The following is a 19,551-nucleotide window of genomic DNA, read 5'->3' as shown; positions in this document are numbered from 1 at the left end:
GAAAAATCTACAAGCTCAACTATAAGTAAGAAATAGTGTAAGACGCTGTGCCACCAATAAGGCCAGATGCGATTGTATCTGCTACAGCATATGGTTGAGCAACAAAGTTAACGGCTGCGGTAGTACCATCAAGATCAGTTGAACCGCTGGTTAGGTTTACATTCCCTGCGTTTACCACAGAAGTATCACTAGCTAAAACAAATTGGACCCCAACATTTGTTGTATCCGTGTCTGCGCTAGTGATTACATCTGTGTTAGCACTATCAACACGAGCTGATACTACTGATAACTGAGCATTAACACCGCCAGGAGGAGTATCGCAAGTTGCGAGGTCTGGCACTAGACTGATCGCAACGGGGGTGCCAAAAGTACCAATTGCCGTTGCGTCGGTAACTTTAAAGTTGCCAAGTTCAGCAACACCAGTTGGTGAAACCACGCCGTCGACTTCAACCTGTATATCACATGTGGACGATGTAATTGTTCCTGAAAACTTGATTGTTCCTGTGTTTGCAGACGCGCTAGTTGCCGTAAATAACGCTGTAGCCATAAGGGCAGAAAGAGTTAATGTTTTCATATAATTCCCATAACATTTTGTTTTTTGATAAATGCTCTATAGTCCTTAGAGCTGAGTTATAATAAACATATGGAAAACATTATTTTTAACACTTTAAATCTAATTAAGCATAAGTATGCCTAATTAGATTTTGATACAATTAAATTCCTTTACCACAAGAAAAATCAAAATATAAAACAGGATGCATTTAAAATTTTTTCTATTTGTTTTTATTAGAAAAACCTTCAATAATAAAAAATAAAATTTTAATAATTAAGAACTTTGGTATGCAAATAGAAATAAAAATACCAGCTAATGCCTAGTGAATACCTGTGTGAGAGCTAGGTTAATTAACTAAAACCTTCAAAACGATTTTATGCATGTAAAAAAGCCCGTCGTGCTAGATGGATTAACGACGGGAAAAGCCAGAATTAAGAGATTTAATGTAAGTCTCTTGTGTAGATAGTAATCTCCACACTACTTCAACTATCAAGTAAAGTAAGAAGTAACTTACTATCGAGATTCTAGAGCCTGAAAAGAGGGCGCATATAGCGAATTGAAACTACTTGTACTAACAATGCCTAAATTTTACTTGGCTTTCATAATTTAAATAAACAAAAGCCAGTCTCTCGGGACTAATGCCGTTCGGATAAGCATTAATGCTTATATCTAAATGGATATTTTGTAGGGACAAAAAGGACTGAACGTGGATACGTTCGGTCCTTTCTTTTATCCGGTAAAATGAAGTGACTTATGCTCTCCCTCATTTGCTTGAGTTTGCTCGGTAGAGTTCCATCAGGACTAAGTGCCAACCAACGTAACTGGGTATCTATTAAGTTTATTGCCGCTGTAAAGCTAACTCTAGTTGGGCTTACATCGGCGTCTTGAGCAATATGAATCATCTCTAAGCGCACCAAATTGTACGCTAGCAGTATTCCCCAAAGCTCTTGTCTAACACCAACAGCAAAACGACTTCTCAAGGTAACCTCGCTTTGTAGCTGAGTTTGCTTTATCTCACCGTAACCTTCTTCTATTTCCCAGCGTTGCCAATAGACAGCTAATAAATCTTCTAATGAGTATTTCTCAGGGTCAACAAGGGAAGTTATAAAGCCTTCAATTTCACCTTTTGGGTCTTTATAGAGGATGAGGCGTGCCTGCCAATGAGTCGGTAAATTAGGGTTATTACGCTGAGCTTGTGGTGAGATAGGCATAGAAATAAGCATGTCGTTTTCAGCAAAGTGCTCTACGACTTCATATCTTAATTTCCGTTTTACGGGGGTTAGCCAGTGACTATTGGAGGCTGCTGCATTCCACGATATCAACAGGTCGGCGGAAAAGTAGCAACGATCAAACAATGTTAGCGAGTTGGCTGGCACGTCTGCTAATAATCTGCGAGCTAACGTTGCCTCGCCAACCTGACAAGCATCGAATGCAGCCCCCACCATAAAGCGAGTCTCGGTCGCCATTAGGCCGACCAAGCGAAGTTGAGGGTAAGGTTTATGTTTTTGAGAAATGAATCCAAATGCTTGCGCATTGTCTTCTGAATCTTGACAACGAAAAGTTGTACCATCCACGGCCATGATGCTTAGCCCTAGCACCTTATCTTTTACTAGTGCGTCGCTTTCCCAAGCCGCCACAGAGGTTTTAAACAAAGCGGCAAGAGGTGCCTCATCTAAACGTCGCCTAGAGTCAGTTAGCACACTAGGTGCAACACGAGACCATGTATTCTGAGGTTCGGGTTGAAGAGCTAAGTCAAGAGAACTACACACTTCCTTAATTGATTTATTCCGTTGCAGTCCCATCCAAATAACAAGCCAAACCGCTTGTTGCGCTGGTAGACGTCGTCTCCTAATACTTGCTTTAGATGTATCAAGCAAAGCTTGCTCTATCCATTCAAGTTGAATGGCATTAACTACAGACTCGTAGTTTTTACCATCCTCTATCGTTTCATGAGCCAAAACCAACTCTTGAGCAAACATAAAAAATCCCCACTAACGTTGTTAGTGGGGATTATCATATGATCCCAAGATCATTCAAGTCTCTAAACCGATCGGCATTAGTCTCTCGGGACTGGCTTTTGTTTTGTGGAGCGAGACTGATTACTTAATAAAAGAAATACAGCCTTGCAGAATCACTAGGTTGACGATATCGATAAAGAACGCGCCAACGATAGGCACCACCATAAAGGCTTGTGGTGATGGACCAAAGCGGTTAACGATAGAGCCCATGTTCATTACTGCCGTTGGGGTTGCACCCAGACCAAAGCCACAGTGACCACTTGCGATAACCGCTGCATCGTAGTTGCTGCCCATCACACGGAACGTTACGTAGTAAGCGAAGACCGCCAGAATCACCGATTGCACCGCTAGGATGATGAGGAACGGGATTGCTAAGTCGAAGATGTTCCATAGTTTTAGACTCATTAGCGCCATCGCTAGGAACAGAGACAGCGAAACCGTACCGAGAATATCGACCGTTTCAACATCCACTTTGCGAACTTTGGTCACTTCCATGATGTTGGTGATCACCACACCGATAAACAGCGCGTAAACGAAATCTGGAATCATCAACCATTTGATGCCAAAGCTGCTCACCCAACCTTCTAAGTAGCCAGCACCAGTGACACACAGCAGGATGATCGACAAGCTTTCGACCACTTTCTTCGCGGTCACTCGGTCTTCTTCGTGCTCGTTGTAGGTCACCAATTCAGGGAAACGTTCGTGAGTTTGGTTGGTGCGTCCATATTCAGATTCAAGGTTGTGCTTATCTATTAAACGCTGCGCCACAGGACTGCCGATGATGCCACCAATCACCAAACCAAAGGTGGCGGATGCCATTGCCACTTCTAAAACGTTGTGCAAGCCGTACATGTCTTGGAAGGTTTGTGACCATGCTGCGCCCGTACCGTGACCGCCAGACAGCGTAATCGAACCTGCAATCAAGCCCATTAGCGGGTCTAAGCCAAGCGCCGTTGCCAGAGAGACACCAACCGCGTTTTGGATAAGAATGTACACCGATGCTACAGCTAAGAAGATAAACACCTTAGCGCCGCCTTTAATCAACTGGGTGTAATTCGCAGCCAAGCCAACGGTAGCGAAGAACATCAACATGAAAGTGTTTTGCAGCGGTAAATCAAAAACTAAATCCACGCCATTGAAATGCATCGCGGTGATCGCACATGCGACAATCAAACCACCCACGATTGGCTCGGGAATATTGAATTTCTTTAAGATCGGTAATTTAGCGTTAACGAATTGTCCCAAGAACAACACACAAATAGCGACGAGAAACGACTCTTGTGGACCGACAGAAATGACCTGATTCATAAAACCTCTTTGCCTCCTTTTTCTCATCCTTTGAGTAACAACTCGCAGGTTGAGCGGTATTTAGGCAGGTCAGAGTGCCTACTGAACGTGTGGTTTTCTAGGGTTCAAACCCACTAAATTCTCATTAAATAAGAAAGCAATAGCTCGGATATTCACCCAATTCTCACTCAATGAAAAAACACACTTTTTCACCAAGTTTTGTAGCACAATTTTCTGGTTTTTATTGCCCTTCTCAACTTATGAGAAGTGAACAATTTTTTGCCAGTTTTTAAGGGCAAAAACGTATGCGATTGCGTGCAAGTTTTGCGTGAAACTCTGGTGCAAACTTTGGCGAATTTTCATCAACAAAAGTGATTGAGAAAACAGCGCAAGAAGATTGGCGCTTTCTATCCCACCGCCAAGGTGTTATACATATATATAACACCAACTCAGCCAAGGAAACCAATCATGACGCATTGGCATGATCGCCAACCGATTTTCCGTCAGTTGGCTGACCAGATCACCCAGCAAATATTGCAAGGCATCTGGCAAGAGGGCGAAGCTTTGCCTTCAGTACGCAGTGTCTCTGCGGATATGAAGATCAACCACCTGACGGTCATGAAGGGCTATCAGTTATTGGTTGATGAAGGATTGATTGAGAAGAAACGTGGGCAAGGCATGTTTGTCGCCCAAGGTGCAAAAAAACAGCTTCTTGCTGATGAAAAAGCCCGTTTCCTTGAACAACAAATTCCGCAGATCGCCGACACATTACAACGTCTGGATATGTCTCTTGATGAATTTATCCAACAAATCCAAACACATATTGAAGGTGACCAATGAGCGCATTAGTCAGTGTAAAACACGTCTCCAAGCAATATCGTCAGCAGGGTGAAGCGCTGCATGACGTGAGCTTTGATCTACAAGCGGGTCAAGTGCTTGGCTTGCTAGGTCATAACGGTGCAGGTAAATCGACTCTCATTAACGCCCTACTCGGTGCACACGAATATCAGGGCACCATTCGCATCAACGGCTTTGAGCCAATCATGCAACGCGACAAAATCATGCAGAGCTTGTCTTACATCTCGGATGTGAACGTTCTGCCAAACTGGATGACCGTTGCTCAGCTGCTCGATTACACCGAGGGCGTACACCCAGGTTTCAATCGCAGCAAAGCCGATGCCATGCTTCGTCAAACCGACATCAAGCCGCGTGCACGCATCAAATCCCTATCGAAAGGCATGAAGGTGCAATTGCACTTAGCTGTCGTCATCGCGACCAATACGCAGATTCTAATTCTGGACGAGCCGACGCTTGGCTTAGATTTGGTTTATCGCGATACCTTCTACCGTCATTTGCTGGAATGGTTCCACGATGGCGAGCGTGTACTGATCATAGCGAGCCATGAAGTATCGGAAATCGAACACCTACTGACGGACGTGCTGATCCTTAAACACGGTCGACCTGTTCTGCAAACCTCAATGGACAACATCAGCGAAGATTATTTCATTCTTGATGCCAGTGATGAGCATCGCGCACAAATCGAAGCGCTGAAACCACTGTCATCGCAAAAAGGCCTAGGCACGACTAAATGGTTGCTGCTTTCCCAATACGCAGAACAAGTTGCAGGGCTAGGTGATGTGTATGGCGTCAAGCTTGCGGATCTGTTCTTGGCATTGCAGAAGGAGGCAGCATAATGAAATCGATTGTCGCGATGTTGCGTAAAGAATGGCTAGAAAACCCATTGGTTACACGCGTGCCGTTGTTTATGTTTGCCTGTGGCGTGCTGCTGTTCGTCAGCTTAATGAGCAGCTCGACACTGCAACACAATATGTTCTTCCAAATGAGCCTTGGTGGTGATGTCAGTGACATCCACAAAGAACTCGGCGATGACGTCAACATGCTGATCACAGGTGGCATTGGTTTATTGTCTATCCTGCTTGGCACTCAATACTTCCCTAGAACGCTGCGTAAAGAGCGCTCAGAGGGCAGTATCATGTTTTGGCGCAGTATGCCTGTCAGTGACGTAAAAACCCATCTGGTGAAGCTGACGTTTGGTTTATTGGTGATTCCATTGGTGTGTTCGGTATTGGTTTTCGCTGCGGACTTTATGCTGTGGATGTTGAATGTTTCAACCGACCACCAGCTGGCGTTATTGTATCGACAAGCATCACTGGGCTTCGTGCTGCTGAACTGGATTGAATTCTTGCTTCGAATGGTGGTAGCTGGGGTGTTGTTATTGCCGCTCGCACTAACCGCAATGGCAATCTCACAGAAAGTGAACTCCCCCTTGTTGGTCATCTTGATTGGTATTTACGCACTGCGCTGGATGCCGATTGCGATGTTCAACTTCTATGGTCTGGATGATTTCTTCTCAGCAATTTTCTATCTACCACTGCACGCGATTCTTGCGCCAAACCCGTTCAGCGCGATTCCAGATGCAGGTTTGATGAACGTTGGGGTCTACGCTTTCATTGGTGTGCTTGCTTGGACGGCTAGCATCAAGTTCAGCCGCACCGTGAACTAACAAGCACAAGCGAAACCACACAAAAAGCGAGGTACTGTCCTCGCTTTTTTCATTTTCAACACCATCAATCTTCACTCTGTTTGCTTCAACTCAAAAATAATCGGCCTATAGCGATAGCGCTTCTGCGTGGTTAAGTTCATAATCCCTCGCTTAATGCGCCCAGCGCTGTTATCTAGAATTTTTGAAAAGCAGAACACCAACCATGACCACCAAGCCAACAGCCATTATTGGACTGTACAACCCAAAGAGTCCAACCAACGTTGGCGCTGTATTACGAGCCGCAGGCTGCTACGACGCTGCGCAAGTTCGTTACAACGGCACACGCTACAGCCGCGCAGTAAAGTTCCAGACCGACACCCAAAACTCACAAGAACGCATTCAATTAGTGGAGATGGAAGACCTTACGGCTAATGTTGCCGACGATGTGGAAATTGTTTGTGTTGAGTTAGTGGTCGGCGCAACAGCACTGCCGCACTTCACTCACCCAGAGAACGCGATTTATGTGTTTGGACCGGAGGACGGCTCACTGCCGCAAGAGATGGTCGATAAAGCGCACCACGTGGTGTACGTCCCGACTCACGGTTGTATGAACCTAGCCGCGACGGTGAACGTTGTGCTTTACGATCGCATGGCGAAAGCACTGGGGACAATTGATGACCACCAGCAAGTGCTTGCTAATCGCGACAATAAGAACCGCTTGAAAATGAAAGCGTGCGTTTAGACAAACGCAACTCGTCGTTGGCAAACGCCAGATACAAAAAAGGTCACAGCAATACTGTGACCTTTTGTTTTATTTGGCGTCTTAATCTATCTAGCCAAGGAACGAGATGTAACCTTGTAGAATGATCAAGTTAACGATGTCGATGAAGAAGGCACCAACAATCGGCACAACCATGAACGCTTGTGGTGACGGACCAAAGCGGTTAACGATTGAACCCATGTTCATTACCGCCGTTGGGGTTGCACCCAAGCCAAAACCACAGTGACCACCAGAGATAACCGCAGCATCATAGTTGCTACCCATCACCTTGAACGTTACGTAATAGGTGAAGATAGCCAGAATCACCGACTGCACGCCCAGAATCACCAAGAATGGGATTGCTAGGTCGAAAATGTTCCACAGTTTTAGGCTCATCAATGCCATTGCTAAGAATAGAGACAGTGATACCGTACCTAGCATATCGACCGTTTCTGTATCTAACTTACGAACTTTAGTCACTTCCAAGAAGTTAGTGATGATCACACCAATGAACAACGCATAAACGAAGTCTGGAATCATCAGCCATTTAATCTCGTAAGTGCTCACCCATTGCTCTACGTACTTAGCACCTGTTACACAGATCAATAGGAAGAACAGTTTCTCAACCACTTTTTTCGCGGTTACTTTGTCTTCTTCGTATTCGTTGTACGTCACCAATTCTGGGAATTTTTCGTGGGTTTTGGCATCTCGGCCACCAGGACCATACTCAGATTCGATCTTGTTCTTTTCGATCAATCGCTGAGCAACCGGACTACCGATGATACCACCAATGATCAAACCGAATGTTGCTGACGCCATCGCGATTTCCAATACGTTATTCAAACCGTAAACGTCTTGGAAAGTTTGTGACCACGCCGCCCCCGTGCCGTGACCACCTGACAGAGTAATCGAACCCGCGATAAGCCCCATCAGTGGATCTAACCCTAATGCCGCCGCTAATGAGACACCGACACCGTTTTGTATGATGATGTAGAACGACGCGACTGCTAAGAAGATGAATACCTTCGCGCCCCCTTTCATCAACTGAGTGTAGTTTGCTGCCAAACCAACAGTAGCAAAGAACATCAGCATAAATGTGTTCTGCAACGGTAAATCGAATTCCAGATCGATACCGTTAAAATGAAGAGCAGTAATGATGCAGGCGACGATTAAGCCTCCCACAATCGGCTCAGGTATGTTGAATTTCTTTAAGATCGGTAGCTTAGCATTAATAAAATGCCCCAGGAAAAGCACACTGATCGCAACCAAAAAGGACTCCAGTGCACCTACAGATATTAAATGATTCATATCGCCTCTTATTATTGTTCTCTTCATCCTCCGTAATGATTGAGTGTTAGTTTAACCTTCGCTCAATAGCAAATTTTCTCGCTATATTTTTTCGAAAATACTCAAAAGGTTGTGTTAAATGCGCCTTAGGCTAGTTTAAGGGACGGTCGTTAAGCGATGTTCTGATTTACGCGCTATTCGCAAGCCCTAAAATGTAAAAGGAGCCTGTTAAGCTCCTTCTTATCCTCTTCGTAGACAACCAGAAATGACTGCTTGCAGGAGATGGATATAATGTTGTGAGTATTGTCCGAGTGACACTTTCTGAACCGCTATCGGGCTCCCTTACTTAAACAGAAAGTGATCATCACTATCGAGCAAAGTTCCTTCCCGTCATAACGAATAGAGCGCCGAGGTGGCGCTCTAACATCTGGGTTTGCTTGTATCCCATCGTAGTTCAAAAACTCTGACTCATGGTGTTTGGAACGAGCCGAATCCCGGGAAATTCTCAAGCTTGCAACAAGTGTTCTCGTTACAACGGAGCGAGATTATAACATATCGCTGAAAATTTTCCTCATTTCAGTGCTATTCGCCACTTTCATAGTTTGCCTCTGCAATGATCAACTGTTCAATATCATTACTGCAGATGAAAGCGCGAAGCGCCTCGAACTTGGCTTCATCCCACGTGTAGATTTGCAGGGCGAGCAACTTATCAATGATGTCTTGCTCGAAGCGAAGCTTAACGGGCTTTGCCGGAGATCCTGCCACCACGGTGTAAGGTGGGACATCTTTAGTCACGACGCTGTTTGCAGCAATCACTGCGCCTTCCCCAATGGTGACGCCAGGCATGATCATCGCGCGCATGCCAATCCAAGCCGCATCACCAATCACGGTATTGCCTTTGCCTTGGTAAGATTGTTCGATGTCATCAAGGAACGGATACAGACAGAACCAGTCCGTCCTGTGATTGTGGTTGCCGCCCATCAAAATCACCGCTTCAGCCGCGATACAAACGTAATCACCGATATAGAGCTGATCGACTTCCCACCTCGGCTGCCACGCTTTACTGACTTCATCGCCATGCAGATAACGCACGACTGAATCTTCAAAGCCGTTATCCCAACAATCGCTGTAATAACTGTGGGTGCCTTTGATGTGGATGTTTTGGTTTTGCACCACTTGGTGCAGGCACTGAAATTTAGACCAATGTTTTTTCATGGCAATTACCTCAATAGAGTAAATGTATGCCACGGAACGATTTCTCGTGGCGTTGTTGCTGCGTTCTCAGTCAACGACGCCTATTGGATGCGGGGTTGCAGTAGTAATGGATTATTCATGAATGTGTCCTCCAGCGCGCACACTATAAAAAGCATGTATAATTTTCAAGCAAACCAAACAAATAACAAGATTCCGAAAATGAAAAGTCACCCTGCCTTTGCCTCTCTGCTGCTGTTTGCTGCCACAGCGTCTGCGAGCGAAAACATTAAAATCGAATACCGCCCTGCGGAAACTGCCGACGATCGCTTTGCTGCGCAAGTGATTGAAAGCAGTGAAGTGAACGACATCTTTGTCCAGCTTTCTGATGATTACTTCCCGTTTGATAACCCACTCACACTGACCTACGGTGGCGAAGACGGTCCGCTTTATGATCCAGAAACCCACACCATCCATATTCCCTATACCTTCTATCTGGAATCATTCAACTACTTCACCAACAACAAATACCAAGAACGTTACGGTAAATCACCGAAAACGGGCGCGCTCGATACTTTGCTGCACACGCTATTGCACGAAGCCGGACACGCTTACATTGCCGATCAAAACATTCCGGTACTGGGTAAAGAGGAAGATGCGGTCGACAACTTCGCGACCATTTTGTTGATTGATTACGTCGATGACGGTGCCGATGTGGCGATCAGTGCTGCAGACATGTTCGCATTCGAATCCGACGACAGACCGGACTACTACGATTTTGGCGAGTACATTGACGAGCACAGTTTCGATCTACAGCGTTACTTCTCTACCCTTTGTCTGGTCTACGGCAGCGCTCCAGAGCAATACAAAGCCTTGTTAGATGAAGTAGAAAAAGATTACTTACGCGATCGCAAAGAGTTCTGCCAATTCAATTACGGCAACATCCGTGATAATTGGCTGCATTACTTGCAAGACAATGAACTAAAAGAAAAATAATCGCGTAAAAGGGATAAGAACCACCAATAATGAGCTCAATCATGACCAAACTGACCGTATTTTACGATGGCACTTGTCCCTTGTGCGCCAAAGAGATGAAGGCGCTAAAACAACGCGATGCCAAGCAGCAGATTAAAACCGTCGATATCTACAGCGAGGCGTTTGCCGCTTATCCGCAGATCGATCCGGAGCAAGCCAACACCATTTTGCACGCCCTCAACGAAAAGGGAGAACTTCTACTTGGGTTGGACGTGACTCATCGTGCATGGCAACTGGTCGGTCGCGGTTGGTTGTATGCACCATTGCGTTGGCGCATTATCAAACCTGTTGCGGACTGGCTTTACCTCAAATTTGCCAAAAACCGTTACCGCGTCTCCTACTGGTTAACGGGCACTTCTCGCTGCAATAACGGTTCGTGTTCACGTTAATTGTGATCCTGCTTAAAAATGCTACGACCTTAGTCTAAATTTATAAACTTCCAGTACTTCTGATTGATTAACTCGGTTAATCTCTAAGCATTACAACAATAAGTATTAATAATTTTATCAGGCAAGCTTATTCGGCTTGTCACTTGTAACGCTGCGCCGAGAGAAGGACGTCTCTATGAATCTGACGATCAGAAAACGACTATATATCCTTTCAATAATTCCAATTCTAACCATGGCAATAGGCATGATGTGGTTCACCTATCTACAAACCACAGCCTACAACGAACACGAGATTGAGCAGACTCGAAGTCAAATGATGGAGATGAAAAAAGCCGAGCTCAAAAACTACGTCCAAATGGCGCGCTCCGCCGTCGAGCCACTGCTCGCTCAAAATGCCTCGCTTGAAGAAGCCCTGCCTATCTTGAAACAGCTGGAGTTCGGTCAATCCGGCTACATCTTTGGCTACGATTCAAAAGGCGTACGTGTCGTGGTGGGTAAAAACACCAAAGGCATCGGAGAGAACTTCTATAACTTGCAGGACAAGAAAGGCAATTACCTGATTCAGGATTTGATCAAAAATTCCAAAACTGGTGAGTTCACGACTTATTACTTCCCGAAACTCGGTCAGAGCGAAGCACTACCGAAACTGAGCTACTCAGTCTTTATTCCTGAATGGGATTTGATGTTGGGTACGGGCTTCTACACTGACGATATCGACGCGATTGTGGCAAACATGGAAGAAGCCGCGCATCAGGCTCTCAACACCACACTGACGGCAATTGCTCTGTTCTGTGTTTCGATTGCTGCTATCGTCGCGGTCTTCGCTGTGTTTGTTAACCGCAGCATCATGAAGCCTATTGAGCAGTTTGATGCCTCAATCCACTCTTTCGCGCAAGGCGATGCAGACTTAACCGCGCGGATGGAAGAATCAAGCGTACCTGAATTCACCCAGCTGAGCCGTAACTTCAATATCTTCGTTGAAAGCCTGCAAGGCATCATCAAGAGTGTTAGCCATGTTGGGCAAGAAGTGGTTTCAGAGACCAACGACATGTCACAGCGAGCGTCGCAAGTGGACGAATTGGCTTCAGGTCAACGTGAAGAGACCGAACAGGTCGCTGCGGCAATGACCGAGATGACAGCAACGGCGCACGAGATTTCCAGCAACGCTAACCAAGCGGCGCAATCCGCCAAAGACGCTGATGAAAATTCACAGCAAGCGAAACACATTGTTGATTCGGCAGCAAACTCTGTCGAAGCGCTCGCTCTAGAAGTATCGGAAGCCAGCACAGTGATTTCTCGTTTAGAGAGCGATGTACAAAACATCTCTTCTTCGCTAGAAGTGATTCAAGACATCGCCGAACAAACCAACCTATTGGCACTGAACGCAGCCATTGAAGCAGCCCGTGCAGGCGAACAAGGTCGAGGCTTCGCAGTCGTTGCCGATGAGGTCCGTAAACTGGCGAGTCGCACTCAAGACAGCACAGGCGAAATTCACCAAATGATTGAGCAGTTGAAGTCTGGCTCGGATGCGGCAGTGAAAGCCATGGGTTCAAGCCAAGCGCGTGGTGAAGCAACGGTTGAGGAAGCACGAGCTGCCTCTGCCGCACTGCAAGAAATCCAAGCCGCAATTGCTAACATCATGGACATGAACACCTTGATCGCAACGGCAACCGAAGAGCAAAGCCAAGTTGGGCAAGAGATTTCACAACGTATTGAGGTGATCTCTCAACAAAGCAGCCAATCGGCGCACCTTGCGAATCAGAACCGCGCAGGTAGTGGCAACCTAAACCACAAAGCTAACGAGCTGTACGACTTGGTCGGTCGCTTTACGGTTTAACGCTTTCCTCGCCCATTTACTATGCAAACAGCGACGCCAAAACGTCGCTGTTTTTATTTCTGCTATCCTCATACGACTTAGCTATAATGCCGCCAACTTAGCACCTACAAGGGCAAAACCAGATGATTATCATGACCACCAATTTCGGTGACATCGAGATTGAACTGAACCTAGAACGAGCGCCAGTTAGCTCAAAGAACTTCAAAAAATACTGTGAAGATGGCTTCTACAACGGCACCATTTTCCACCGCGTTATCGACGGCTTTATGATCCAAGGTGGCGGTCATACCGAAGACATGGCAGAAAAGCCAACACGCGCCCCGATTGCGAACGAAGCAAACCGTGGTCTAAAGAATCTTGTTGGCACTATCGCAATGGCGCGTACCGATGCTCCGCACTCTGCAACGGCACAGTTCTTCATTAACTTGGAAGACAATGATTTCCTAGAGCACACCGCAACTACCAACCTAGGCTGGGGCTACGCCGTGTTTGGTAAAGTGACTGCGGGTATGGATGTCGTAAACCGCATCGCGCAAGTGAAAACGACCTCTAAGCTTGGTCACGATGATGTGCCATGCGATCCAATCATTATTGAGAAAGTGACAGTCAGCGAATAAGCCCATTCGCCTCTTCGGAGAGGTCATCGCTATAAAACGACAAAAGCGCCTAACGTCTGATGACTTAGGCGCTTTTTGTTTTTATTGCTGAAAAAAAGCAGCGAGTTTACAGTGTAAAGAGTGAGCAGTTCTAGCGATTACATTCCTTTGAACAAACTTTGAGATGCACGACTCACAGCGAGCTTGTTTTCTCCAACGTGAACAAACATTCTGCCTGCAAAGTCTTTGTTTACTTTGTTAATTTTGCACACTTGTACCACGCTTGAACGGTGCACTTGCCAGAACTGTTCTGGGTTAAGCTGCCCTATCAACTCTTTCAACGATGTACGAATCAAATACTCCTGCACTTTGCCTTGTCCTTGTTGAGCATACACAGAAACGTATTTTTCTTCCGCTTTGAAATACAACACATCAGACGTGGCGATCAGATGAATGTCTTCCCCTTGCGTCGCTTTGATCCACTGAAGATATTGCGGCGTTTGTGGCGCAGATAATTGCTGCAACTGTTCTAACAAGCTGCTCATCTGCACATTACTGCTTTCTTGCTCTCGCTTAGCAAGGCGTGCTTTCACTCTTTCACACGTCGTCAGGAGGCGCTCATCCGAGATAGGCTTGAGCAAATAATCGGCGGCATTTTGCTCAAAAGCTTTGATGGCGTAATCATCGTACGCTGTGACAAACACAATCAAAGGTGGATTGGCGAGTTGATTGAGTTTTTGCGCCAATGTCATGCCATCCAAAACTGGCATACGAATATCAAGAAACGCAATGTCAGGTTGGTTTTGCTCAATGGCTTGCAACGCTTGTTCACCATCGGCGACTTTGGCTATCACCTCTAGTTCTGGCCACACTTCAGCTAGGCTTTTATCAAGATGACGCCTCAATAGCGGTTCATCATCAGCAATAATGGCAGTAAACCCTGTATTCATTCCTTTCTTCCTTGATTACGATTCCATTGGCCAGCTCAGGCGAACACATACGCCACCCTGAGCAGACTCACTGATAGAAACCTCTCCTTGCCCTGCGAATAAAGCTTCAACTCGCTGCTTGAGATTACTTAAACCGACGCCAGAGCCCATGTGCCCACTAACGTGATTTAAGCCAACACCTGTGTCTCTGACTTCAATCAGCAAGTTCTGTTGTTTGCGCTTAACCAGCAAACGGACTTCACCGCCTTCTCGCTTCGGCTCAATACCATGGATGATGGCGTTTTCGATTAAGGGTTGAAGCATCATCGGCGGTAGCTCGGTTCTGCCTAATCCCTCTTCCACCTCAATCTTGTAACTGAGTCGCTCACCTAAACGAGTTTGTTGGATGCCTAAGTAAGCCTCAAGTAACGCCGTTTCATTGTCTATGGTGGTGTGCTCTTCACGTGAGCTTTTGAGCGTTGCACGCAGCAGCGCGGTTAACTGTTCTAGCATCAGCTTGGCTTTATCGACATCTTGCGACATGAGTGCACTGATATTCGCCAAGGTATTGAATAGGAAATGCGGTTCAATCTGGCTTTGCATCTGCTTAAGCTGACTCAGCAACAGCGCACGATCTTGCTCTGCTTTCTCGCGTTTGATGGCTTCCAACTCTCGCTGAGCGATCGCATGTTGTTCGCGTGAGTAGAAATAGAAAAAGCACATGGCACTGAATAACAATCCCATTAGACCAACCGACAGCATACTTGAGATACCGAAGTATTCCCCAAGCCAAAGCTGGGCGTTCACCACACCAAACAATAGGCATGCTGTCAGCGAGATAGCCACTTCCACCAAACGAGGAATGGTAGGAAACAGGCGGTCGACAAGCCATGAGAAAAAAATAGCTGAATAGCCAAATCCAAAGCTAACCGCCACATGAATGTAAAATGGACCGCCCCAAACCGAGAGCGTCATTGCTGCGATAAAGAGACAAAATGCCGTGGTCACTAATAAGCTACGCGGCCATCCACTTTTCACCACTGATTTTGCTGAACACATTTAGAATTTCCCTTTGATGTTAAATACAATCATATGCTTATCATTGATTTGTGCGTAAGCAGATTGGTCGTCTCCGGTTAAAAAGCGTGCGGCAACTTCCACTTCTACACTTTGGTCGCCAGTATCAATCCATTGGTAGTTAAGCCACTGCGTGACAATCACACCGCCATCTTGCGGCGACAACATCACATCCAACGTAGGAGTTACATCACTTAGCCAGCCCATATCCGCTTTGCCGTTCCATGCAGCCCATGCTTCTACATCCCAACTCCAGTGCAACATTACGTTATGCTGAACGATATTGGCATGCTGAAACCCTTGAGCGTAGCTTGTTGCAAGTAGAGACGTTTGGGGATTAAGGGTTTGAGAGAGTAGTTCGCCACGTTCTATTGCTTGTTGCCATTCGCTTTTCGACCATGCTCGGCTGTCATACCAATATTCAGCAATCACGTTGTGTCCGGCTTGGTTTGCCCAATTCAACCCAATTAAGGCTTGGAATGCGCTGCCCTGCTCCTCAACCGAAACGGGTTGGTAAAGATCATCCTGCTGAAACTGATAGCCGACACTTTGCTTTTGCCACAGCATGGAACCGTGCATAGCGATGGATTCATCCCACACGGCAATGGCACTGGCTCCGAGTAAACCTCGGCGCACATCATCGTAATAACCAATAAGTTGATACTCGGTGTCACCCACCAGCGCATAACGACGAATACCAACACCTTGCTGCTCTGCGGCTTGATCAAGAGCACTCTGGTCTTGTTGCCCCCAGCTTGAATCCGTTGCAATCACCGTCCACTCGCCTGCCATATCGTAGCGTGAGAGTGAAAACACACCCGCACCCTCTTCTGCGACTATGCCAACAGGATTTTGTCGATAAGGCTTAAACAGATCCAAAGGTCGGTAGCCATAACCCACGCCCCAATCCACGCGCAACTTACCTAAGCTCACATCAAGAGTGGTATCACCGACTTGCCACTCCTCTAGCCAAGCCAGCTCTCGAATCAGCAATTGGTTATCAGCTTCACTCCACCAATCACTCTTTCCTTGTTGATTGAGGTACAACCCTTGGCTGTACAGAGCAAACAAGCCACTGAAGTTGTGATAATTCACCTGTACATCCAACAGTGCATTAAGTGAATCACGAGAACTGCCCTGCGCCTGCATAAATGCGCTATCACGCTGCTTGGCAGTTTCGTAGCTTACAGCCCAATCCCACTCAAAACTCAGCTCATCATTGGCAAAAACTGGGGCTGCTGCGCCCACACACAACGACACAGCAATCAACAAACTGGTGCTTTTGTTAAGGTTAGGCTGGTGCGGTTTCATGTGACTTCCTTGCTCGTTTTTATGGTTCTATTTACGAAGCTCAGACTAAAGCTGAGTCGTGTTGGCTTTTGGCAAATAACTTGGGTTGTAGAACTTGTTATCCAGCTGCCAAGGCACGATTTCTTGGTACTCGATAACGGTCTTTTTGCTCGGCTGAATGCTATCAAGCAAGGTCATCTCACTGACGTAGTCTTCACCGTTGTCAGTTGCACGTCCGTATTGCGCTTGCTTGGCGAGTTTGCCAGAGCGCAAGTAGAGATCAGCTTTAATTGGAAACGCATCTTGCTCAGACAACCACAAATCGATCTTCTGATAGCTTGCCCCTTTGGTTTTCGCGGTTAAGGCAAGGTGATAAGCCGCAACACTTTCTCCGTTCACCGAAACGGTTTCTGTCGCTTTCCATTCACCTTGATAATCTTGACTCCACGTCAGGGTTGAGATGTCGCCGATAGACGCTTCACCAAGCAGCTTCTGCATTGGCGTAATGCGAATCGGACGGCGGCTCTTTGGCATTTGTAGCCAATAGTTGTCGCCCATCATCAACATCTTTTGCCCGGCTTCGACTGCCGATTTGAACACCACCAGCGATTCACGATTTGGGCGCGTGTACACGTGGTAAAGGCGGGTTTTATCTAGTTCTTGGTCTTGATATAAGCGCACCAATGACACCACTTTGGAGGAATCATCTTGCAAGCGGTAGCTGTCAGCTTTTTCAATCAATTGCGCGACTTGCTGTGCATCTAGCGCTGTTTCATTCGCACTGGCATTCATGCTTGCAACGCCGCTTGCCGTCAGCAATGCAATTGGTAATAGTGATTTGAAATTAAACATAAATCAGTGCCTCCGTAATTGGCTTGTTCACCCCTTTGCGCGCCGAGAAAAACGCCGCAATCAAACAAATCATCAATACTGCGAATCCTGCGACAGCCACCAGCTCCCAAGAGAAGTAAATCGTCAATGGGTAACCTTCTGTGCGTCCTGGCGGTGGCGGCATTTGCACATCCACGACCATCAGTAAAATGGTGACTAGTGCAGTGAACAAAGCGCCGATTAAGCTGCCAATCACCGCAAGTAAGCCTGCTTCGCGCAAGAACCCAGCAATGATTTCGCGAGGGTAGCTACCAAGTGCTGACAAGGTGCCGATTTCACGTGTACGCTCGGTGACCGACATGGTCATGGTGTTGAACAGGGCGACAAAGACCACCAACGCCATTACTGCGCCCATGATGCCGAAGATGCGGTCGTACAAATCTTTCACTTTGAGATAGAAGAACGCGCGTTCTTGCCAAGGCGTAATCTCAATATCTTGATCGCCAAAGTTCTGCTTTTGCTTAATCAGAACCGAAACCACTTGTTGCTCGACTTGGCTCGTTAAACTGGTATCGAACAGGAAGACAGATAACGCGCTGACTTTGTCTGAACCGAGCAGCGATTGCGCGCTGTTGATGTGTACGTAAAGCTGGCGTTTATCAAGCTCAGGCACGCCGGTTGAGTAGATGCCACGTACTTTGAAGTCATACGCATTCAATGCGCCATCGGTAGTTGTCGCCAGCAAGGTAATCCAATCGCCAACGTGCACGCTTAAGTTGTTCGCCAAATCAACGCCAAGCATCACTTCTGGCTCTGCTGGGTCATAACGCGATGCGTGAATGTTGGATAGCGTTTGCCCTTCGCGCACATCCAAAAACGGTCCTTTCATATCGAATTCGCGCTCGTTAACACCAATGCCGATAAAGATCGATGACTTGTTGCCGTTGGAAATCAAACCGCTGAACTCAACTCGTGGCTGCACGCCTCGCACTTCATTCAAGCCAATCAATTGCTTGGTGATGTCGTCCGCATGAGTTAACCCATTACTCAGCGGCATCTCTTCTTCTTTGGCGAAGTAACCCGGTGTGGTTAACGTCAGATGCCCCGTGTCACGTGCTGTCGATTCTTTCAAACTGTCGTAGGTATACAGACCAAAACCGCCCGCACTGGTTAACGCAAACACGGCAATGGCAATGATCAACATCGACAACAAACTGCGACGGCGATTGCGTTGCAGGTTCAACCAAGCAAGGCGAACCGAAATAGGAATTAGCTTGCCCATGAAACCTCCTCCACACTTGCGTGCGTTTGGGTAATTTTGCCATCCACCAACTCAATGGTTCGATCACAACGGGATGCCATGCGAGGATCGTGAGTGGCGACGATAAAAGTGGTGCCTAGCTCGTGTCCGAGCCCTTTCATAATGTCGATGACCTTGTTGGCAGTTTGGCTATCAAGGCTTGCGGTTGGCTCATCAGCAATCACCAGCGCCGGTTTGTGCACTAAGGCGCGCGCAATTGCCACGCGCTGTTGCTGACCGCCTGATAGGTTATCGGGCATGTGATGAATAAACTCGCCCAAACCAACGTGTTCTAGCATTTGTGTGGCGAGCTCGGTTTGCTCTGCTTTTGAAAACCCGTTGAGATGCAGCGGATACGCCACGTTCTCTAACGCTGTCATCACAGGCACAAGATTGAATTTTTGGAACACAAAACCAAGCTTTTCACGGCGCATTTTCGCAGCCTGCATTTGTCCGGTTGGGTATGGGCTGCCTGCAAATGTCACCTGACCTTGGTATTGAGTATCCAGCATGCCAAGCACGTTAAGTAGGGTGCTTTTGCCTGAACCAGACGGTCCACACAATGCCACCATTTCGCCGGCAAATACTTCACCAGACACGTCTCGCAATGCACGCACGGTTTGGCTGCCAAGGGCGTAATTGCGGCTAAGTTGATTAAAAACGATCAT

General features: G+C 46.8%; 19 protein-coding genes. 8 read left to right on the top strand and 11 right to left on the bottom strand.

Annotated features, from left to right (window positions below; genetic code table 11):
* Positions 1-19: 19 nt before the first annotated feature.
* From VCHENC03_RS0126035 to gltS (VCHENC03_RS09160), 3 genes are all read right to left on the bottom strand, one after another.
* The gene (locus tag VCHENC03_RS0126035; protein WP_032802829.1) at positions 20-574 is read right to left on the bottom strand and encodes a fimbrial protein; all 555 of its coding nucleotides are present in this window, start codon (positions 572-574) and stop codon (positions 20-22) included.
* A gap of 635 nt (positions 575-1,209) precedes the next feature.
* The gene (locus VCHENC03_RS09155) at positions 1,210-2,532 is read right to left on the bottom strand and encodes an IS4 family transposase (RefSeq protein WP_009706722.1); all 1,323 of its coding nucleotides are present in this window, start codon (positions 2,530-2,532) and stop codon (positions 1,210-1,212) included.
* A gap of 120 nt (positions 2,533-2,652) precedes the next feature.
* Complete coding sequence (gltS, locus tag VCHENC03_RS09160) at positions 2,653-3,879, bottom strand: sodium/glutamate symporter (protein ID WP_005448891.1); 1,227 nt, start codon at positions 3,877-3,879, stop codon at positions 2,653-2,655.
* A gap of 447 nt (positions 3,880-4,326) precedes the next feature.
* Here gltS (VCHENC03_RS09160) and VCHENC03_RS09165 point away from each other — a divergent pair, with 447 nt between their 5' ends.
* From VCHENC03_RS09165 to VCHENC03_RS09180, 4 genes are all read left to right on the top strand, one after another.
* A complete protein-coding gene (locus VCHENC03_RS09165) occupies positions 4,327-4,698 on the top strand; it encodes a GntR family transcriptional regulator (protein WP_009706721.1) in 372 nt (123 codons plus the stop codon).
* Positions 4,695-5,552, top strand: a complete 858-nt coding sequence (locus VCHENC03_RS09170; RefSeq protein ID WP_009706720.1) for an ABC transporter ATP-binding protein — start codon at positions 4,695-4,697, stop codon at positions 5,550-5,552. Before VCHENC03_RS09165 ends, VCHENC03_RS09170 begins: the two co-directional genes overlap by 4 nt.
* Positions 5,552-6,382, top strand: a complete 831-nt coding sequence (locus VCHENC03_RS09175) for a membrane protein (RefSeq protein WP_009706719.1) — start codon at positions 5,552-5,554, stop codon at positions 6,380-6,382. Before VCHENC03_RS09170 ends, VCHENC03_RS09175 begins: the two co-directional genes overlap by 1 nt.
* A 202-nt stretch (positions 6,383-6,584) precedes the next feature.
* Positions 6,585-7,103 carry an RNA methyltransferase gene (locus VCHENC03_RS09180; protein WP_009706718.1) on the top strand — a complete coding sequence of 173 codons (519 nt, stop codon included), beginning with the start codon at positions 6,585-6,587 and terminating at the stop codon, positions 7,101-7,103.
* Between the two features lie 90 nt (positions 7,104-7,193).
* On the opposite strand, the gene gltS (VCHENC03_RS09185) is transcribed toward VCHENC03_RS09180, so the two are convergent.
* Together gltS (VCHENC03_RS09185) and VCHENC03_RS09190 are read right to left on the bottom strand one after the other, a co-directional pair.
* A complete protein-coding gene (gene gltS / locus VCHENC03_RS09185; protein ID WP_005443440.1) occupies positions 7,194-8,429 on the bottom strand; it encodes a sodium/glutamate symporter in 1,236 nt (411 codons plus the stop codon).
* A gap of 561 nt (positions 8,430-8,990) precedes the next feature.
* The gene (locus VCHENC03_RS09190) at positions 8,991-9,623 is read right to left on the bottom strand and encodes a CatB-related O-acetyltransferase (protein ID WP_009706716.1); all 633 of its coding nucleotides are present in this window, start codon (positions 9,621-9,623) and stop codon (positions 8,991-8,993) included.
* A 198-nt stretch (positions 9,624-9,821) separates the two neighbouring features.
* Here VCHENC03_RS09190 and VCHENC03_RS09195 point away from each other — a divergent pair, with 198 nt between their 5' ends.
* The 4 genes from VCHENC03_RS09195 (at position 9,822) to VCHENC03_RS09210 (ending at position 13,477) form a co-directional block, all read left to right on the top strand.
* Complete coding sequence (locus VCHENC03_RS09195; protein ID WP_009706715.1) at positions 9,822-10,595, top strand: DUF4344 domain-containing metallopeptidase; 774 nt, start codon at positions 9,822-9,824, stop codon at positions 10,593-10,595.
* A 41-nt stretch (positions 10,596-10,636) separates the two neighbouring features.
* Positions 10,637-11,023: a thiol-disulfide oxidoreductase DCC family protein gene (locus VCHENC03_RS09200; protein ID WP_009706714.1), complete on the top strand. Its 387-nt coding sequence runs from the start codon at positions 10,637-10,639 to the stop codon at positions 11,021-11,023.
* A gap of 175 nt (positions 11,024-11,198) precedes the next feature.
* Positions 11,199-12,860 (top strand): methyl-accepting chemotaxis protein, encoded by a 1,662-nt coding sequence (locus VCHENC03_RS09205; protein ID WP_032802828.1) that lies wholly within the window; start codon positions 11,199-11,201, stop codon positions 12,858-12,860.
* A gap of 122 nt (positions 12,861-12,982) precedes the next feature.
* Positions 12,983-13,477, top strand: a complete 495-nt coding sequence (locus tag VCHENC03_RS09210) for a peptidylprolyl isomerase (protein WP_009706712.1) — start codon at positions 12,983-12,985, stop codon at positions 13,475-13,477.
* Positions 13,478-13,614: 137 nt separating this feature from the next.
* On the opposite strand, the gene VCHENC03_RS09215 is transcribed toward VCHENC03_RS09210, so the two are convergent.
* The 6 genes from VCHENC03_RS09215 to VCHENC03_RS09240 are packed head-to-tail and all read right to left on the bottom strand — an operon-like array spanning position 13,615 to position 19,551.
* Positions 13,615-14,406: a LytR/AlgR family response regulator transcription factor gene (locus VCHENC03_RS09215; RefSeq protein WP_009706711.1), complete on the bottom strand. Its 792-nt coding sequence runs from the start codon at positions 14,404-14,406 to the stop codon at positions 13,615-13,617.
* A 15-nt stretch (positions 14,407-14,421) separates the two neighbouring features.
* On the bottom strand, positions 14,422-15,444 hold the full coding sequence (locus tag VCHENC03_RS09220) for a sensor histidine kinase (protein WP_009706710.1): 1,023 nt from the start codon (positions 15,442-15,444) through the stop codon (positions 14,422-14,424).
* On the bottom strand, positions 15,445-16,773 hold the full coding sequence (locus tag VCHENC03_RS09225) for a hypothetical protein (protein ID WP_009706709.1): 1,329 nt from the start codon (positions 16,771-16,773) through the stop codon (positions 15,445-15,447).
* Between the two features lie 45 nt (positions 16,774-16,818).
* On the bottom strand, positions 16,819-17,604 hold the full coding sequence (locus VCHENC03_RS09230) for an outer membrane lipoprotein-sorting protein (RefSeq protein ID WP_009706708.1): 786 nt from the start codon (positions 17,602-17,604) through the stop codon (positions 16,819-16,821).
* On the bottom strand, positions 17,597-18,865 hold the full coding sequence (locus VCHENC03_RS09235; RefSeq protein WP_009706707.1) for an ABC transporter permease: 1,269 nt from the start codon (positions 18,863-18,865) through the stop codon (positions 17,597-17,599). Before VCHENC03_RS09235 ends, VCHENC03_RS09230 begins: the two co-directional genes overlap by 8 nt.
* Positions 18,853-19,551 (bottom strand): ABC transporter ATP-binding protein, encoded by a 699-nt coding sequence (locus VCHENC03_RS09240; RefSeq protein WP_009706706.1) that lies wholly within the window; start codon positions 19,549-19,551, stop codon positions 18,853-18,855. The genes VCHENC03_RS09235 and VCHENC03_RS09240 overlap by 13 nt, the downstream gene beginning before the upstream one ends.

The organism is Vibrio sp. HENC-03 (genome assembly GCF_000305755.2).
Taxonomy (GTDB): Bacteria; Pseudomonadota; Gammaproteobacteria; order Enterobacterales; family Vibrionaceae; genus Vibrio; species Vibrio owensii.
This window is presented reverse-complemented; position numbering and strand designations above follow the sequence as displayed.

What these genes read in the sequence shown, in the direction of transcription:
- gltS (WP_005448891.1), bottom strand. Translation starts at nt 3,879, where the DNA reads ATGAATCAGGTCATTTCTGTCGGTCCACAAGAGTCGTTTCTCGTCGCT.
- VCHENC03_RS09155 (WP_009706722.1), bottom strand. Translation starts at nt 2,532, where the DNA reads ATGTTTGCTCAAGAGTTGGTTTTGGCTCATGAAACGATAGAGGATGGT.
- VCHENC03_RS09190 (WP_009706716.1), bottom strand. Translation starts at nt 9,623, where the DNA reads ATGAAAAAACATTGGTCTAAATTTCAGTGCCTGCACCAAGTGGTGCAA.
- VCHENC03_RS09215 (WP_009706711.1), bottom strand. Translation starts at nt 14,406, where the DNA reads ATGAATACAGGGTTTACTGCCATTATTGCTGATGATGAACCGCTATTG.
- VCHENC03_RS09210 (WP_009706712.1), top strand. Translation starts at nt 12,983, where the DNA reads ATGATTATCATGACCACCAATTTCGGTGACATCGAGATTGAACTGAAC.
- VCHENC03_RS09175 (WP_009706719.1), top strand. Translation starts at nt 5,552, where the DNA reads ATGAAATCGATTGTCGCGATGTTGCGTAAAGAATGGCTAGAAAACCCA.
- VCHENC03_RS09230 (WP_009706708.1), bottom strand. Translation starts at nt 17,604, where the DNA reads ATGTTTAATTTCAAATCACTATTACCAATTGCATTGCTGACGGCAAGC.
- VCHENC03_RS09195 (WP_009706715.1), top strand. Translation starts at nt 9,822, where the DNA reads ATGAAAAGTCACCCTGCCTTTGCCTCTCTGCTGCTGTTTGCTGCCACA.
- VCHENC03_RS09180 (WP_009706718.1), top strand. Translation starts at nt 6,585, where the DNA reads ATGACCACCAAGCCAACAGCCATTATTGGACTGTACAACCCAAAGAGT.
- VCHENC03_RS09170 (WP_009706720.1), top strand. Translation starts at nt 4,695, where the DNA reads ATGAGCGCATTAGTCAGTGTAAAACACGTCTCCAAGCAATATCGTCAG.
- VCHENC03_RS0126035 (WP_032802829.1), bottom strand. Translation starts at nt 574, where the DNA reads ATGAAAACATTAACTCTTTCTGCCCTTATGGCTACAGCGTTATTTACG.
- VCHENC03_RS09220 (WP_009706710.1), bottom strand. Translation starts at nt 15,444, where the DNA reads ATGTGTTCAGCAAAATCAGTGGTGAAAAGTGGATGGCCGCGTAGCTTA.
- VCHENC03_RS09235 (WP_009706707.1), bottom strand. Translation starts at nt 18,865, where the DNA reads ATGGGCAAGCTAATTCCTATTTCGGTTCGCCTTGCTTGGTTGAACCTG.
- VCHENC03_RS09225 (WP_009706709.1), bottom strand. Translation starts at nt 16,773, where the DNA reads ATGAAACCGCACCAGCCTAACCTTAACAAAAGCACCAGTTTGTTGATT.
- VCHENC03_RS09240 (WP_009706706.1), bottom strand. Translation starts at nt 19,551, where the DNA reads ATGATCGTTTTTAATCAACTTAGCCGCAATTACGCCCTTGGCAGCCAA.
- VCHENC03_RS09165 (WP_009706721.1), top strand. Translation starts at nt 4,327, where the DNA reads ATGACGCATTGGCATGATCGCCAACCGATTTTCCGTCAGTTGGCTGAC.
- VCHENC03_RS09200 (WP_009706714.1), top strand. Translation starts at nt 10,637, where the DNA reads ATGACCAAACTGACCGTATTTTACGATGGCACTTGTCCCTTGTGCGCC.
- gltS (WP_005443440.1), bottom strand. Translation starts at nt 8,429, where the DNA reads ATGAATCATTTAATATCTGTAGGTGCACTGGAGTCCTTTTTGGTTGCG.
- VCHENC03_RS09205 (WP_032802828.1), top strand. Translation starts at nt 11,199, where the DNA reads ATGAATCTGACGATCAGAAAACGACTATATATCCTTTCAATAATTCCA.